This window comes from Streptomyces cadmiisoli (assembly GCF_003261055.1).
Taxonomy (GTDB): Bacteria; Actinomycetota; Actinomycetes; order Streptomycetales; family Streptomycetaceae; genus Streptomyces; species Streptomyces cadmiisoli.
This window is the reverse complement of the sequence record NZ_CP030073.1, coordinates 626,817-641,996: the sequence shown is the minus strand read 5'-3', so window position 1 is coordinate 641,996 and position 15,180 is coordinate 626,817. Positions and strand designations below refer to the sequence as shown.

The following is a 15,180-nucleotide window of genomic DNA, read 5'->3' as shown; positions in this document are numbered from 1 at the left end:
CACGTCGCACCCGGGCAGAGCTCATTCCCGCGCTCCCGGAAAACAGCGTCGCACGGGCAGGGCACCCCTCGGTCCCTGCCCGTGCACCATGCCACTGGGCGTGGCCCGGCAACCGTGCCGGGCCACGCCCAGCGCGCTGCCGCCTCGGTGTGTGCGGTGACACCGAGGCGGCACGGCTGTGACGCGGGCGGTCAGCCCTGCTTGAACGCCTCGACCAGGCTGGCCAGGCTGTGGGTGCCGTGTCCCTGGGCGACGCGACGCTCGATCAGCGTCTGGATGGTGGCCGAGAAGTCGCTGTTGATGCCCAGCTGCTTGCTCGTGGCGACCAGGTGCTCGATCGCGGCCTTGTTGACGTTGAGGCTGGAGATCTCGGTCTCGAAGCTCGCCGAGTCGATCTCCTGGGCGCTCTGCGGGATCGCCGGAGTGATGACGTGCTCGATCCACGTCAGGGCGAACGGGGTGAACGCCTCCGCCGAGACGCCGGCCGAGTTGACGAGCGCCACGGCGTGGAAGTAGCCCGCGAGGCTCGACCACAGCAGCGACAGCAGGCCGAGGTCGTAGACCAGCGGCACGCCGGTGTCCTCACCCAGGTACACGTTCGTACCGGCGAGCACCTTCAGCAGCTCCTCGTGCTCGCCGAACAGGTCCTGCGAGCCCGCGTAGAAGATCAGAGCCTGGGGCAGACCGATCATCTGCGGGACGGCCATGATGGCACCGTCCAGGTAGCGCACACCGTTCTGCTCCGCCCAGGCGGCGAAGGCGCGGGCGTCCTCGGGCGTACCCGAGGTCAGGTTGACGACGACCTTGCCCTTCAGCTCGGTGGCGGCGCCCGCGACGAGCTCGTTGAGCACCTCGTAGGTGGAGACACAGGCCACGACGACCGGGCTGGCCGCGATCGCCTCCTTGAGGTCGGGCGCGAAGACGGCGCCCTGCTCGACGAGCGCGTCCGCCTTGCCGGCGGAACGGTTCCACACCGTGGTCGGGTTGCCGTTCTGCACGTAGGCGGCGGCCAGGGCGGCGCCCATCATGCCCAGACCGAGGACGGTCACCGGACCCTGGTTCGTGTTCGACATCGACTTGCTCCTTGTTGTTCTTCGTTGATACGAGCGCCCCCGAGGGGGCGGCGTCCTACAGGAAAAGGCTGTCGGGGTCGAGACCGAGCAGCGTGCGGCCGTGCACCTCGAGACCCATGTTCGGAGCCATGAGGCCGTGACGGGCCAGGCCCTGAAGGTCCCGGTAGAAGCGCTGGAAGTGCGCCTTGCGGGAGAGGGCACCGGCACCGCTGATGGAGTGGAGGGCCTGGACGGCCTCCTGCGTGAGCATGATCGCGACGCCGGCCTTGCCGCGTACCTCCGCCTTCTCCGCCCAGGTCGGCTGCTCGCCGGCGTCCGCGCGCTCCTGGAGCATGGTCAGGTAGGTGTCGGCGAGCGCTTCGGCGGCCTCGATCTTGCCGTGGGCCAGGGCGATCTGAATCTGGGTCAGGGGGTGCTGCGCCTGGTCGGCCACGTTGCTGTACGCGAGCGGCTTGCCCTTGACCGTGGCGACGATCTCCTCGTACGCGGCCCGGGCCATGCCGATGTAGGCGGCGACGGACTCGGCGACGACAAAGCTGATCAGGCTGTAGTCGCGTCCCTTGGAGCCGGTGACGGCGCCACCGCCGGACGTGCCGAGCACGGCCTGCTCGAGGGTGACGACGCGGTGGGCGGGGACGAAGAGGTCCACGGCGCTGGAGGTCGAGCTGCCGGTGGCGATGGCGGCGGACACGTGCCAGTCGTCGGCGATCGTGAGCTGGTCCACCGGCACCATGGCGTAGACCTCTTCGACGGTGCCGTCGGGGTGCTCCAGCTCGGCGGCGAGCAGGTCCCAGTGAGCGCCGCGGACACCGGAGTTGAAGCGCCAGGCGCCGTTGAGGACATAACCGCCTTCGGCGGGGACCATCTTGGCGGTCGGCGTGAAGCCGCCGGAGATACGGACCGAGCCGTCCTTGAAGATCTCCTCCTGCGCCTGGAGCGGGTACAGGGTGGCCATCCAGGCGCTGGAGATCCATGCCACGGCCACCCAGCCGGTGGAGCCGCAGCCTCGGGAGATCTCGGTCAGGATCTCGACCTGCTCCTTCAGGGAGAGGTCGAGTCCTCCGAAGCGCTTCGGCACGGCGACACGGAAGACTCCGGCCTTGTCCAGGAGGTCGATGTTCTCCTCGACGATCCAGCGTCGGTCCTCGGACTCGGGACCGTTCGCGCGCAGCGTCGGAACGATTTCGCGGACTGCTTTGAGAATGTTCTCGGCTTCGGTCGACCTGACGGCCATCCCAGCTCCTCGGTCAATTCGGCATGAGTGAAACGCAACGGGCGCAGGCCAATGAACTGTCATGTGAATACACGTCGAATCAAGGACGCAGAATCCGGTCCGATTTCGTCACCCATTGTCATTTCGCGACCCAGACAAGCTAACCGAGGCGGGTCAGCCGCATGCCACCGGCGAGTAATCGCCCTGTCATCTTCCCGACGCCTGCCCAAGAACAGGTCACCGAGTTCCCCAACAGATTAACGGGCCCGTGGTCTTCGGCCGCTCATCGCCGACACACCGGCAGGTAATCGGGTCCTCTCGGTCATGCTCCGCCGGCCGGGAAACGGGCGATTATCGGCCAGTGGGAGGACTCGAATCGTTTTCAGTCAAACCGCAGTTATGGTCGTCCCGCATTCAGGCGTCCACGGCAGCTCGTGATGCCTGGACGATGGGCAACTTCGTGCACAAGGGGAGTGGAATGAAAGAGACGTTGTTCAGACGGACGCATCCCTCGCGCCGGGCGATACTCAAGGCCGGTGCCGCCGCGGGCGCGTTCGGCGCCGCCGGTGTCGCCTCCGCCGGAACCGCGTTCGCCGACGCGGTTCCGCCGGCGGGCTCACGCAGCTACGACGTGATCGTCATCGGCGGTGGATTCGCCGGCGTGACGGCCGCGCGCGAGCTGAAGGCCAAGGGCAAGCGCACGCTGATCCTCGAGGCTCGTGACCGAGTCGGCGGCCGGGCCTGGACCAGCACCTTCTCGGGCGTGCCGATCGAGTTCGGCGCCACCTGGATCCACCCCAGCCAGACCCTGATCTGGAACGAGGTCCAGCGTCTGGGCATCGCCAAGGTCGACGACCCGTTCCCCGATTTCACCGTGTTCGCCACGGAGTCCGGGGGCTACGCCAAGCAGGATCTGGCCTTCCTGGAGCACCAGGACGCGCTGCTGCGCCGGTTCGTCGAGGGCGCGGAGCAGTACCTGCCGCAGCCCTACGACCCGTTCCAGCGTGCGGACCTGCTGGTCGACCTCGACAAGCTCACCCTCGGTGACCGGGCCCGCCAGCTGCGCCTGTCGACCCTGGAACAGAACTGGGTGAGTGCCACCACCGGCGCCTACGGCGGGGGCTTCGAGCGCGGCTCTCTGACCCAGCTCGCCCACTGGTGGGCGCTGTGCGGCTACGACACCGAGACGTTCCACGGCATCAACGTCACCCGCCCTGTCGGCGGGCTGAGCGGTGTCATCGGCAAGATGCTCGCCGAGACGGGCGCCACGATCGTATACAACGCGCCCGTCTCCAAGGTCGCCGACAACGGCTCCCGTGTACAGGTGACGGCCAACGGCCTCGTGTACGACGCCGGCGCCGTGGTCGTCGCCGTGCCGGTCAACGTCTGGAACTCCATCAACTTCTCCGCGGGCCTGCCCGCCGAGTTCGGGCGGATGAGTACGCAGACCGTCGGCGTTCCGACGGCCAAGAAGATCCTCATCCAGGTCCAGGGCGACATCGGCCGCCCGCTGGTGAACGGGAAGAGCGGTGCGCTGCTCGACCTGGTCATCGCGAACGCCGAGAAGTCGAGCCAGGGCAGCGTGCTGATCGGCTTCAGCGTCAACCCGAATCTGGACGCCAACAACCTGTCGCAGATCCAGAGCGCCGTCAGCGAGGTGCTCCCCGGCACCGAGGTCCTGTCCGTCAAGGGCCATGACTGGGGCAAGGACGCCTACGCCAAGGGCGGCTGGACGTTCCGGCGCCCGGGACAGCTCCTCGGTTCGCTGCGCACCGTTCGCCAGCCCTACGGCCGCCTCATCTTCGCGGGCAGCGACATCGCCACGGGTTGGGCCGGTTACGTGGACGGCGCCATCGAGTCGGGCATCCAGGCCGGCGCCATCGCTGCCGGACTGAGCGGGCCCGGAGCTCCCGCGTAGAAGTCGAAGGAGCCGACCGTAGGAGCGTGACCCGCCGGTCGGTCACCCCGAGAGGGTCACACGTGCTGTTCGGGGACGTCGGTGACGGCCTGTTGCTCCGGCCGTCCTTGATTCCGGACGAGGGTCAGTGGGTTCGGTGTCCATCGCGAGATCGACAAGCGGAATTACCAGCCCTCGTTCCCACGACGCGACGTTCCCGGACGACGCCGGCCGGACGCGGTTGCGGCAGCGGTGTGCCGCCGTGTGCTGCGGCCGGCGACCACGAGGCGGCGCAGCCTTCCCGCACAGGCCGTGCGCCGCTGCCTGACAGGTAGTCCGTCCCCGCAAGTGCGGGACATTGCGAATCCGTGATCGCTCCCGCGCTCGGTCCGGTCGACGTGGGACAGACCGTGCACTGCCCGCCGTCGGAAGGCCTCGGCCTTGTCCTCGACGGCGGGCACATGGTTTTGGGCGGGGCCTCGCTGGACCCCGGGACCGGGTGGGGACGGCGGCGGGCATCTCTGCCGAAGAGCCGCTCCGAGCCGAGGACTTCACCTGCGGCCGTAATCCCGGCGCTCTCATCGAATTATTTCGACGGGTACTCAATTCCCCCGTATCGACACTGCGATATGGCGCTGCATATCGGCGGAAGATCGACCGTCGAGATTTTGAACAGCATACCAGCGGCCCAGGTGTCGGAATAGAAGATGTGTGCCAGCCTTGCGTCACATAAGCATCCAGTTTTGTGTGTTCATCATGCTTGACTCAACAATGTCTGTTTTCTGATCGGCGACACGCGGGCCGAGTAACGACGCTGCTTGTGGGGGATGAACTGGTAGAACTGTCAACCGAGCCTCCTCGGCGTCGGATCGGCGGTCGCCGGGGGTGTCCGCGCCGTCGACCCGCCGGTGTCCGGCGCCGCTCGCACCCCGGGCCCGCCCGGGCAAAATAAGTTTCCGACAACAATGTGTTAATTCGGTCACGAATCGTTGCGGGATCGACGCCATCCGTTAGTAGCATTGGTTGTGCAATTGGCGTAGGGGGGGATGTGCTCTACGCCTCACAACGACCACTTGCGGGGAACTGTGTGGTTCAGGGTGTTGGGTCCACTCCAGGTCATCGCGGACGAGCATGTGATCGCTCTCGGCGGAATCAAGCAGCGAGCGACACTCGGATACCTACTCCTTCATCCAAACCGAACGATTCCCACCAGCAAACTGTTAGAGGCGTTGTGGAGCGTCGAAGAGGCTCCCATGACCGCCCGCAAGATCCTTCAGAACGCCATCTGGGGCCTGCGACGCGCACTCCTGCCCACCGGAGCCGCAACGGCTCCGGTGGCGTTGCGGACGCAGCCACCCGGCTACTGCCTGGACGTCCCGCTCGACCGGATCGATCTGCATCTCTTCCACCGTTGGGTGAAGGACGGGCGTTCACGACTGGAAGCCGGCGAGCCCGACACGGCGGTGCAGCTCCTGAGTGACGCCCTCGACCTGTGGCGCGGCCCGGCCCTCCTGGACATCACCGAAGCCGGCCTGATGTGGCCGGAGTTGTCCAGCCTGGAGAGCACGCGGCTGGACGTCCTCGAAGACTTCTTCGAGGCCCACCTCGCCTGCGGGCGCCATCAGACCGTGCTCGGGGAGCTCGAGTCCGTGGTGGAGGCAGAGCCGCTGCGCGAGCGCGCGTGCGGTCAGCTCATGCGTGCGTTGTACCGCTGCGGGCGCCAATCGGACGCGCTCGGAGTGTTCAGCCGGCTGCGCACCCTGCTGGTCGAGGACCTCGGTCTCGAGCCGAGCCGTGAACTCCAGCAGCTCCAACAGGCGATCCTCAACCACGATCCCGACCTCGCGCTGGTTCAGGGCGGAGCGCTTTCCGGGCCGCGAGGCGTGGCCTCGCTCGCGGCGGCCGAGCCTCCGGCACCTGCCGGGCTCACCGCGGCCGCGACCGAGCCGCAGCCGCACGTGCCGGAGAACATCCGCGAGGGCAGATTCCCGAAACCGCCCCAGTTCTCGGTCCAGGGCTCGGGACCCGGCCCGAAGACCTCGGCTGCGGCGCCTCTGCGGGCGGTGCTCTCCGCACCCGTCCTCGACACGGCTCCCAAGGTTCTCACCGCCCTTGCCGCCCCGGCCTCCGAGCCCCTGACCTTCTCGACCGAGACCGGACCGAGCACAGCAACGGTTCGGCAGGCGACGGCTCGTGCGCTGCCGACGGCTGTGCCCGCCGCCGGGTCCACCGTCTCGTCCGCCGTGCGCAGACAGGCCAGCATCATCGCGGTACGCGCCGAACCCGATCCCGTGCCGGGCGACTGCGCCGAACTCGACGCCTGGACCGACCACATGAGCCACCTCGTCCAACGCGAGGTCGAGAACCAGGGCGGTGTGGTCATCTCTTCACTGTGCGACTTCACCGTCGCCCTTTTCGTGGCCGAACCGGACGACACGGGGTGTTCCGTCCGTGCGGTCCAGGCCGCCGAGGCGCTGCGCGGAGTGCTGGCGGTGCCGTTCGAGACGCCGGACGGCGCGCCCGCGGCCGTACAGGTGAGGCTGCGTGTGTCCGTCGCGAGCGGTGAGGTGCTCGTGAGCCAGTCGCTCAGTGGCAGCGCGCCGCCCAAGGTGTTCGGCGCGCGGGTGATGAGCGAGTCCGGTGCCCTGCTCGACCTGGCCTCCTCCAGCCACGCCCATGTCTGCGACCGCACCCGCCAGGAGACACGCGAACACTTCTCGTACGAGGAGATTCCCGGCACCCCCACCCGCTGGAAGCTGCTGGGGGAGATCGAGCCTCCCAGGGAGGAGGGCACGGACCAGGACGACTCCCACCACCGCGAACTCGACCTGCTTCAGGGCGCGATGACCCACAGCAGCCGCTGGTCGCAACCGCACCTGATCACCGTGCTCGGCACGGCCGACGCGCGCCGCGGCCGGATGCTCGACGAGTTGCAGCTCTTCGCCACCGAAGTGCTGGACCGAGCACAGGTGCTGACCTGGAGCTGTGAGGAAGCCGGCGAATCCGGCTCCTTCGACCTGCACCGTACGATCATCTCCGGATACTGCGGGGTGCTGGAGTCCGATCCGCCCTGGGCGGTGCGCCAGAAGATCAGCACCGTCGTCGATCGACTGGACGCCGCCAAGAGCTGCTCCAACTGGCTCGTCGCCCGGTGTACTTCCCTCTTCGAGAGCGTCAATCGCCCATCGGAGTGGCTGGGTGCCCAGGAATGGATGGACGTCTGGCGGTACTTCCTTGAAGCTGCCGCGCAGGACGGCCCGCTGGTCCTGATCATCGACAACCTGCACCGCGCCGACAAGGCGGCCCGAGAGCTCGTCGGCCTGCTGGCCCGGCTTCCCGACATGATCCCTCTGACCGTCATCGTCGGCGCCGACCCGGAACTCGTGCGCCATCCCGATTGGTCCAATGACAGGGGCCTGGCCACGATCGTGATGCTCGACAAGCCGACCGAGGAAGAACTCGCCTGTTCCACGGCTTGACGGCGCGCCTCCACGAGGAGGTGGCCTGCCCGAGGTCGTTCGGTCGCTGAGAGCGCTCCCGGCCTGGCGCCTCGGGTACGTCGCCGCCCGCGGAAGGCGATGCTCATGCCGTCATTGCGCAGCCCTGCGCCCCGACGCTGTCGGCGCCGAGATCTCCGGCCCCGTCGTCGTCGGGGCTGTCGCGTTCTTCCGGCGGCTTCGAGCGCAGTGGTGCATTCCATGACGTCGAATGGGGTGGTCAGGCGACTGCTGTACCCGGGAGCCACGGGGGCGGCCCTGACACGGGCCGCCTGCCTGGGCTCTGCGGCGCGGCAGCCAGAGGTGCCCGAGTTGCCTGGCGACCGGGGGTCAGCCTCCGTGGCCGAGCTTGTCGATGACGGAGCTGAGCTGCTGTTCGTCGAGTTCGTAGACGGTCTCGCCCGCCTGCGGATCACGGGCATGGAGGGTATGGAACAGCGGGCCCTGTGCCGTGCCGAGTTGCACCAGGGTGGCGGAGGCTCCGCGTACGGCCCGCTCGGTGCCTGGGGCGGCGGTGAGGTCGACGCGGCTGACGACGCCGGGCGTGACCCACACCGGTACGGTCTCCAGAAACCCGAAGATCTGCAGGTGGAAGTGGCCGCACAGGATGATGCGGACGTCGCCGTCACGAATCGTGTCGAGCAGTTCTGACGGGTTCCGCAGTCCCAGAGCCTGCTGGACTTCCACGTCCAGGTTGATCGGCGGGTGGTGGAAGACCAGAACGGTGCCATGGGGCGCCGGTGCACCCAGTACGCCGCGCAGCCAGTCGAGCTGGGTTCGGCTCACGTGGCCGTACCCCTTGCCGGGCACCAGTGAGTCGAGTGTGATGAACCGGTGGCCGCCGACCAGGCTCACGGCGGCCCGCTCTGTCTCATCGGACTGGATCAGCGTGTCGGCCCGGTCGCTGCCGTCCGGATCGAGATGGCCGCTGCCCAGCACTTCGGCGAACGCCCGGCGCTCATCGTGGTTGCCGGTGCTGTAGATCACCGGGATGTTCCGCCCCGCCGCGAACTCACCCACGATGTCGCGGGCTGCGGCGTAAGCCTCCAAGGAGCCGTCGTCAGCGATGTCACCGCTGACGACGATGGCGTCGACGCCGTGCACGTGCCGCAGATCGGCAAGCATCCGGCGCAGGGACCGGGTGGCGTTGACGCCGTGCTTGTTCGGTGCGTCAGTGCGATCGAGGTGGGTGTCCGACAGGTGCACAATCCGCATTCACCAGAGGCTATCGGGGCTCGGTCGCGCAGAGCCAGGCGTTGGAGTGCTCGAGGCTTCGGGCCGGACTGCATGTCCGTGGGCCAGAGGCTCGGAGTGGACTGCTCGTCGGCCGGCGCGGGCTAAGCCGCAACCGGCGATGGCGGCTTCGTTCGGTTGCGAGCGATCCGCTCCTGTCCCGCTGCGTGACAGTGTCGACCCGAGGAAATGGGATTGCCTCGGCGGGAGGACTCACGTTGGCTGGGCGCATGACTGAACTGCGTACCGACCGACTCGTCCTGCGTCGATGGCGTGACTCCGACCTTGAACCCTGGGCGGCGATGAACGCCGATCCGGAGGTTCGGGAGCACTTGGGCGAGCCGCTCACCCGTGAACAGAGCGATGCCTCTGTTGCGCGGTTCCAGGCCGAGTTCGACCGGCAGGGCTACGGGTGGTGGGCCGTTGAGGTGCGGGCCACGAGCGAGTTCATCGGCTTCGCGGGCCTCGACCCGGTGGATGACGGTATGCCGTTCACCGGAGTGGAGATCGGCTGGAGGCTCGCGCGATCGGCTTGGGGCCAGGGCTACGCCACCGAGGCCGCGCTGACAGTCCTGGCCCACGGCTTCGACACGCTCGAACTCCCTGAGATCCTCGCCGTGACAACGGCCACCAACCTCCGTTCTCAGGCGGTGATGCGCAGGATCGGCATGACCCGGGACCCCGCCGAGGACTTCGACGACCCGGCCGCACCCGAAGGACCGCTGCGTCCGAACGTGCTGTTCCGCCTCGCGCGAAGTGCGCGAGTCTGACGGTCACGGCTCGTTGCCGGTCAAGCTGAGGTGGTGAGGGCCGGCCGCCCGGCATGAGAGGGCATGGAGGCGATCCAGGCCCTGCTGCCGCCTACCGTGCGTCGCCCGTGGCGTCGAGCCGGGAACGTCAGGGCCTCAGCGCGGTCAGCGCTGCGCCGATGGCGCTGGTACAGGCCAGCACGGCGCAGGCCGCGGCCGCATGACGGCGCAGCAGGGTGCGTCGCAGGGATGCATACCGAGCTTCGTACGTCTGGTGCAGGTGGTCGGTGCGGCGGATCGCGTTGCGCAGAATCCGGCATGTCACGTTGAGGCGCTGGTCGATGTAGTGGCGTCTGAGGTCCTCGGCCTGTCCGGTGGTCAGCCACGGCAGGCGGGCGCAGAGCGCATCGGCCTCGCGGCGCGCGTCGTCCCGCTCCGCACGGGCGATGAGGTAGCCCTCCACCTCGCTTGCCAGTGCCGCGGCTCGGGCCTGCGGACGGTCGGAGGTGAACTCTCCCGTCACTCTCCGCCCTCCTCGAATCGGCTCGGCTCCACGGCGTCGCGCTTCCCGGTGAACTGCTGCTGCTCGAGTTGAGCGATGTCCGGGTGGTGGAGGTCGAAGGCGGGGGATTCGGAGCGGATGCGGGGCAGGGTCGTGAAGTTGTGGCGGGGCGGGGGACAGGAGGTGGCCCATTCCAGAGAGCGTCCGTATCCCCACGGGTCGTTGAGCTCGACCTTCTTGCCGTAGTGGGCGGTCTTCCAGACGTTGTAAAGGAACGGCAGTGTGGACAGGCCCAGGAGGAAGGCGCCGATGGTGGAGATGGTGTTGAGCGCGGTGAAGCCGTCGGCTGCGAGGTAGTCGGCGTAGCGCCGGGGCATGCCTTCGGCGCCGAGCCAGTGCTGTACGAGGAACGTGGTGTGGAAGCCGATGAAGAGGGTCCAGAAGTGAATCTTCCCCAGCCGTTCGTCGAGCATCGTGCCGGTCATCTTGGGCCACCAGAAATAGAACCCGGCGAATGTGGCGAAGGCGACGGTGCCGAACACCACGTAATGGAAGTGCGCCACGACGAAGTACGAGTCCGTCACATGGAAATCCATCGGTGGCGAGGCGAGGATCACGCCGGACAGACCGCCGAAGAGGAATGTGGCGAGGAATCCGGTCGACCACAGCATGGGTGTTTCGAACGACACCGAGCCGTTCCACATGGTGCCGATCCAGTTGAAGAACTTCACGCCCGTGGGTACGGCGATCAGGAAGCTCATGAAGGAGAAGAACGGCAGGAGTACCGCACCTGTGGCGAACATGTGGTGCGCCCATACCGTCACGGAGAGTCCGGTGATGGCGATGGTGGCGGCGATCAGCCCGGTGTAACCGAAAATCGGCTTACGGGAGAAGACGGGAAAGATTTCCGTGACGATGCCGAAGAACGGCAGGGCGATGATGTACACCTCGGGATGGCCGAAGAACCAGAACAGGTGCTGCCACAGCAGCGCGCCGCCGTTCGCCGCCTCGAAGACCTGTGCCCCGAAGCGCCGGTCGGCCTCCAGTACGAGCAGTGCCGCGGCGAGTACCGGGAAGGCGAGCAGCACGAGTACCGAGGTGAGCAGTACGTTCCAGGTGAAGATCGGCATGCGGAACATGGTCATGCCCGGTGCTCGCATGCAGATGACGGTGGTGATGAAGTTGACCGAGCCGAGAATGGTGCCGAATCCGGCCAGGGCCAGTCCCATGATCCACAGGTCACCGCCCAGCTGGGGCGCGCGCGTGGGGCCGCTGAGCGGCGTGTAGGCCGTCCAGCCGAAATCGGCGGCACCCTCAGGTGTGATGAAGCCGCCGAACGCGATCAGGCCTCCGAAGAGGAACAGCCAGTAGGACAGCATGTTCAGCCGGGGGAACGCCACGTCCGGGGAACCGATCTGCAGCGGCATGACCGCGTTGGCGAATCCGGCGAACGTCGGGGTGGCGAACAGCAGCAGCATGATCGTGCCGTGGATGGTGAACGCCTGGTTGTACTGCTCGTTCGAGAGGATCTGCAGGCCCGGGCGGGCCAGCTCGGCCCTGAGTGCGAGCGCCAGCACACCGCCGACCAGGAAGAACCCGAAAGATGTGATCAGGTACAGATGCCCGATCCTCTTGTGGTCCGTCGTGGTCACCCACGAGACGATCACGCGACCCGGGCCGCGCCGCCCTTCGACCGGCACCAACGTGGTCGGCTCCGCCTCTACGGCCATCGAATTCCCTAATCTAGGACAAGCAGCATAAAAGGTGCCTCGATGGGACCAAGATTGCGCAACCCCGGCCCCCACGCACGCTCATCCGGGTGCGTTGTTGACCGTGTCGGCTCATGACGCCGCGGACGCCTGGGAGATTCAGGCGGCGGCTGCGCAGTAGAGCGTGATCGTCAGCGAACTCGCGGTGGCCGGCCGGCGGCCACGACCGGACGGCCGATGCAGACGGCACCGCTGTCGCCGAGAGCCGATGTCTCGTTCCGGGGGACAGCGACCGCATCCTGCTGCGACGCCGTCGCACGCGCACGCGCACGCGCGGTCTTCGCGGGCCTGCGCGGAACACTCCTCCCCGCGCTGCCCGGTTGCTGCGATCGGGCGACGCGCGGCATGTGAGGCGTCGGATGCCAAGGATTCGGCAGCATGCTGACTATATGCCTCGACAGCTGAGCCGGGTGTCACCGTGCCGCCCTGGTTACCTGATCTCGTCCATCCAGGCCGGTGGTCCGTCGCACCGCCGGGCTCGGGTACCCGGCCGGTCCGCCGTCCTCGCCCTCCTCGGCCTGCTCGTCTTCGTGGGCCCCGCCCTGACCCCGGTCGGCTTCACCGGCGGGGCGGCGATCGGTACGCCGGCCGCCGCCGCGGTGAGCGACGGCCATGACTCCGGCCAGGCTCTGGCCGGGTACATGATCCAGTCGACCGCCGAGGTGACGGACCCGGCGGCCAAGGTGTCCAGCCCCGGCTATCCGACGAAGGGCTGGTACCAGGCCGGCCCTCGCTCCACCGTCCTCGCCGCTCTGCTGGCGGCCGGCAAATACCCCGACCCGTTCCACTCGACCAATCAGAAGCTGATCCCTGCCGCCGACTTCGCGGTTCCGTGGTGGTACCGGTCCGACTTCTCGGTCGACGGAGGGGGAGCTCGTACGTATCTCGACTTCAGCGGGGTGACCTCGGCCGCTGATGTCTTCGTCAACGGCCGTCAGGTCTCCACCGCGAGCACGGTCGCCGGGACCTACACCCGGCACGAACTGGACATCACCGCTCTGGTCAGGCCGGGCACCAACACGGTGGCGTTCCGGATCCAGCCCAATGATCCGCGCAAGCACCTCACCGTGGGCTGGCTCGACTGGCTGCAGCCGCCACCGGACCGGAACATGGGCATCGTCCGCGATGTCCTCGTGCGCCGCAGCGGCCCGGTGGTTCTCCGTGACGCCCACGTCGTGACCGACCTGGCCGTGCCGTCGCTGGCCTCCGCCAACCTGACCGTCAAGGCCCTCCTGCGCAACGACTCGTCCGACACCGTCACGGCGCGCCTGTCCGGCACAGCCGGGCCCGCGGCGCTCAGCCGGCAGGTGACGCTGAAGCCGGGGGAGAGCCGGACCGTGGTCTACTCCCCGGCCGACCACCCCGGACTCCATGTGCCTTCACCACGCGTATGGTGGCCCGCCGGGATGGGCGAGCAGCCCCTGTACGACCTCGATCTGGCCGTGACGGTCGACGGAGCCACCTCCGACACCGCACACTCCACCTTCGGTATCCGCGACGTGGAAGCACCGATCAACACCGACGGCGCGCGCCAGTACCGGATCAACGGCCGCCCGCTGCTGATCAAGGGCGCGGGCTGGTCACCCGACGAGTTCCTGCGCTGGGACCCCGCCTACGCCGAGCACCGCATGCAGTACGTCCGCGACCTGGGCCTGAACACGCTGCGTCTGGAGGGCCACCTCGAGCCCGACGAGTTCTTCGACCTCGCCGACCGGTACGGGATTCTCACGATTGCCGGCTGGGAGTGCTGCAACAAGTGGGAAGGTGAGGTCAACCCCGCCGAGTCCGGGGAGAAGTGGGACGCCGCCGACCACGTGGTCGCCCGGGCGTCGATGGCCGCCGAGGCGGCGCGGCTGCGCCACCACCCCAGCGTGATCTCGTTCCTGATCGGCAGCGACGCGGCGCCCAATGCCAAGATCGAGTCGGGATACCTCCAAGCGCTGCGGGCAGCCGACTGGAAGGTGCCCGTGATCCCCTCCGCCTCCGGGAAGTCGACACCCGTCATCGGCCGCTCCGGGATGCGGATGACCGGCCCCTACGACTGGGTGCCTCCCGGCTACTGGTACGACAAGCGCGAGGGAGGAGCCACCGGCTTCAACTCCGAGACCAGCGCCGGCCCGAACATCCCCACCCTCGACACGCTGCGCCGGATGATGACCCCGGCCGAGCTGGAGACCCTCTGGAAGCAACCCTCCGCTCCCCAGTACCACCGCTCTCCCTCGGCCACGTTCTCGACACTCAAGCTGTACAACGCCGCGCTCGCCGGCCGCTACGGACGACCGACCGACCTCGGCGACTACGTGCGCAAGGCTCAGCTCGCGCAGTACGAGACCGTCCGGGCGCAGTTCGAGGCGTACTCCCGCAATGCCAAGGACACCACCGCCCCCGCGACCGGTGTCATCTACTGGATGCTCAACAGTGGCTGGACCTCCCTCCACTGGCAGCTGATCGACCGCTATCTCGACCAGAACGGGTCCTACTTCGGAGCGAAGAAGGCCAACGAACCCCTCCACATCCAGTACGGCTACGACAACCGCACGGTGAGCATCGTCAACAACCGCGCCACCGCCGCGTCGGGGTTGAAGGCGCAGGTCACGCTGTTCAACACCGACGGGACCAAGAAGTACGACCGCACGGTGACCGGTGTCGACGTCGAGGCCCGCGGCGTGACCACCACCTCGCTGGCCGTCCCGGCCACGGTCCCCGGTCTGGCAAAGACGTACCTGGCCCGGCTGTTGCTCACCGACACCACGGGCCGGGAGGTGAGCCGCAACGTCTACTGGCTCTCCACCCGCAACGACGTCCTCGACCACGCCAAGACGGACTGGTACTACACCCCCACCACCTCCTACGCCGACCTGACGGGCCTGAACGCGATGCCGCAGGTCACCCTGGACGTGACGGCTGCGACGGCGGCAACCAGGGCCGGCACATCGACGACGACCGTGACCCTCCGCCACCCGGGCACCACGAACGCGCCCGTGCTGCTCACCGACGTGGACCTGGTCTCCGCGGACGGGAAGACCCCGAAGCTCCCCGTCCAGTGGAGCGACAATCAGATCAGCCTGTGGCCGGGCGAATCGGCAACTCTGGTGGCCTCGTACCGGACGGTCGATTCGGACCGCGCCCCGCGCGTACGGGTCTCCGGATGGAACGCCCGGGCCGTCACCGTCCCGTCCAGCTGACGACGCCGCCCACCGGCACGCCAGGGAGCGACGAGCTTCCGTGCCGGTGGGCCCGTGCGTGA

General features: G+C 67.9%; 9 protein-coding genes. 4 read left to right on the top strand and 5 right to left on the bottom strand.

Going from position 1 to position 15,180, the window contains the following annotated elements; genetic code table 11:
* Window positions 1-191: 191 nt before the first annotated feature.
* Entirely contained in the window at window positions 192-1,073 is an 882-nt protein-coding gene (locus tag DN051_RS02695; protein ID WP_053758968.1) for an NAD(P)-dependent oxidoreductase, read from the bottom strand.
* 55 nt (window positions 1,074-1,128) lie between these two features.
* Entirely contained in the window at window positions 1,129-2,307 is a 1,179-nt protein-coding gene (locus DN051_RS02690; protein ID WP_053758967.1) for an acyl-CoA dehydrogenase family protein, read from the bottom strand.
* 457 nt (window positions 2,308-2,764) lie between these two features.
* On the opposite strand from DN051_RS02690, the gene DN051_RS02685 reads away from it, so the two are divergent.
* Together DN051_RS02685 and DN051_RS02680 are read left to right on the top strand one after the other, a co-directional pair.
* Window positions 2,765-4,204, top strand: a complete 1,440-nt coding sequence (locus DN051_RS02685; RefSeq protein WP_162624809.1) for a flavin monoamine oxidase family protein — start codon at window positions 2,765-2,767, stop codon at window positions 4,202-4,204.
* Between the two features lie 1,232 nt (window positions 4,205-5,436).
* Window positions 5,437-7,662 (top strand): ATP-binding protein, encoded by a 2,226-nt coding sequence (locus tag DN051_RS02680; RefSeq protein WP_162624808.1) that lies wholly within the window; start codon window positions 5,437-5,439, stop codon window positions 7,660-7,662.
* Between the two features lie 348 nt (window positions 7,663-8,010).
* Here DN051_RS02680 and DN051_RS02675 read toward each other — a convergent pair whose 3' ends face one another.
* Complete coding sequence (locus DN051_RS02675) at window positions 8,011-8,895, bottom strand: metallophosphoesterase family protein (RefSeq protein WP_112437848.1); 885 nt, start codon at window positions 8,893-8,895, stop codon at window positions 8,011-8,013.
* Window positions 8,896-9,143: 248 nt separating this feature from the next.
* Between DN051_RS02675 and DN051_RS02670 the strand changes: the two genes are divergently transcribed.
* Window positions 9,144-9,683 carry a GNAT family N-acetyltransferase gene (locus tag DN051_RS02670; RefSeq protein WP_112437847.1) on the top strand — a complete coding sequence of 180 codons (540 nt, stop codon included), beginning with the start codon at window positions 9,144-9,146 and terminating at the stop codon, window positions 9,681-9,683.
* 127 nt (window positions 9,684-9,810) lie between these two features.
* Here the strand turns inward: DN051_RS02670 and DN051_RS02665 are convergent, their stop codons facing one another.
* Window positions 9,811-10,185 carry a hypothetical protein gene (locus DN051_RS02665; protein WP_246040874.1) on the bottom strand — a complete coding sequence of 125 codons (375 nt, stop codon included), beginning with the start codon at window positions 10,183-10,185 and terminating at the stop codon, window positions 9,811-9,813.
* Entirely contained in the window at window positions 10,182-11,894 is a 1,713-nt protein-coding gene (gene ctaD / locus DN051_RS02660; RefSeq protein ID WP_112437846.1) for an aa3-type cytochrome oxidase subunit I, read from the bottom strand. The genes DN051_RS02665 and ctaD overlap by 4 nt, the downstream gene beginning before the upstream one ends.
* Window positions 11,895-12,322: 428 nt before the next feature.
* Between ctaD and DN051_RS02655 the strand changes: the two genes are divergently transcribed.
* On the top strand, window positions 12,323-15,118 hold the full coding sequence (locus DN051_RS02655; protein WP_112437845.1) for a glycoside hydrolase family 2 protein: 2,796 nt from the start codon (window positions 12,323-12,325) through the stop codon (window positions 15,116-15,118).
* Window positions 15,119-15,180 lie beyond the last annotated feature (62 nt).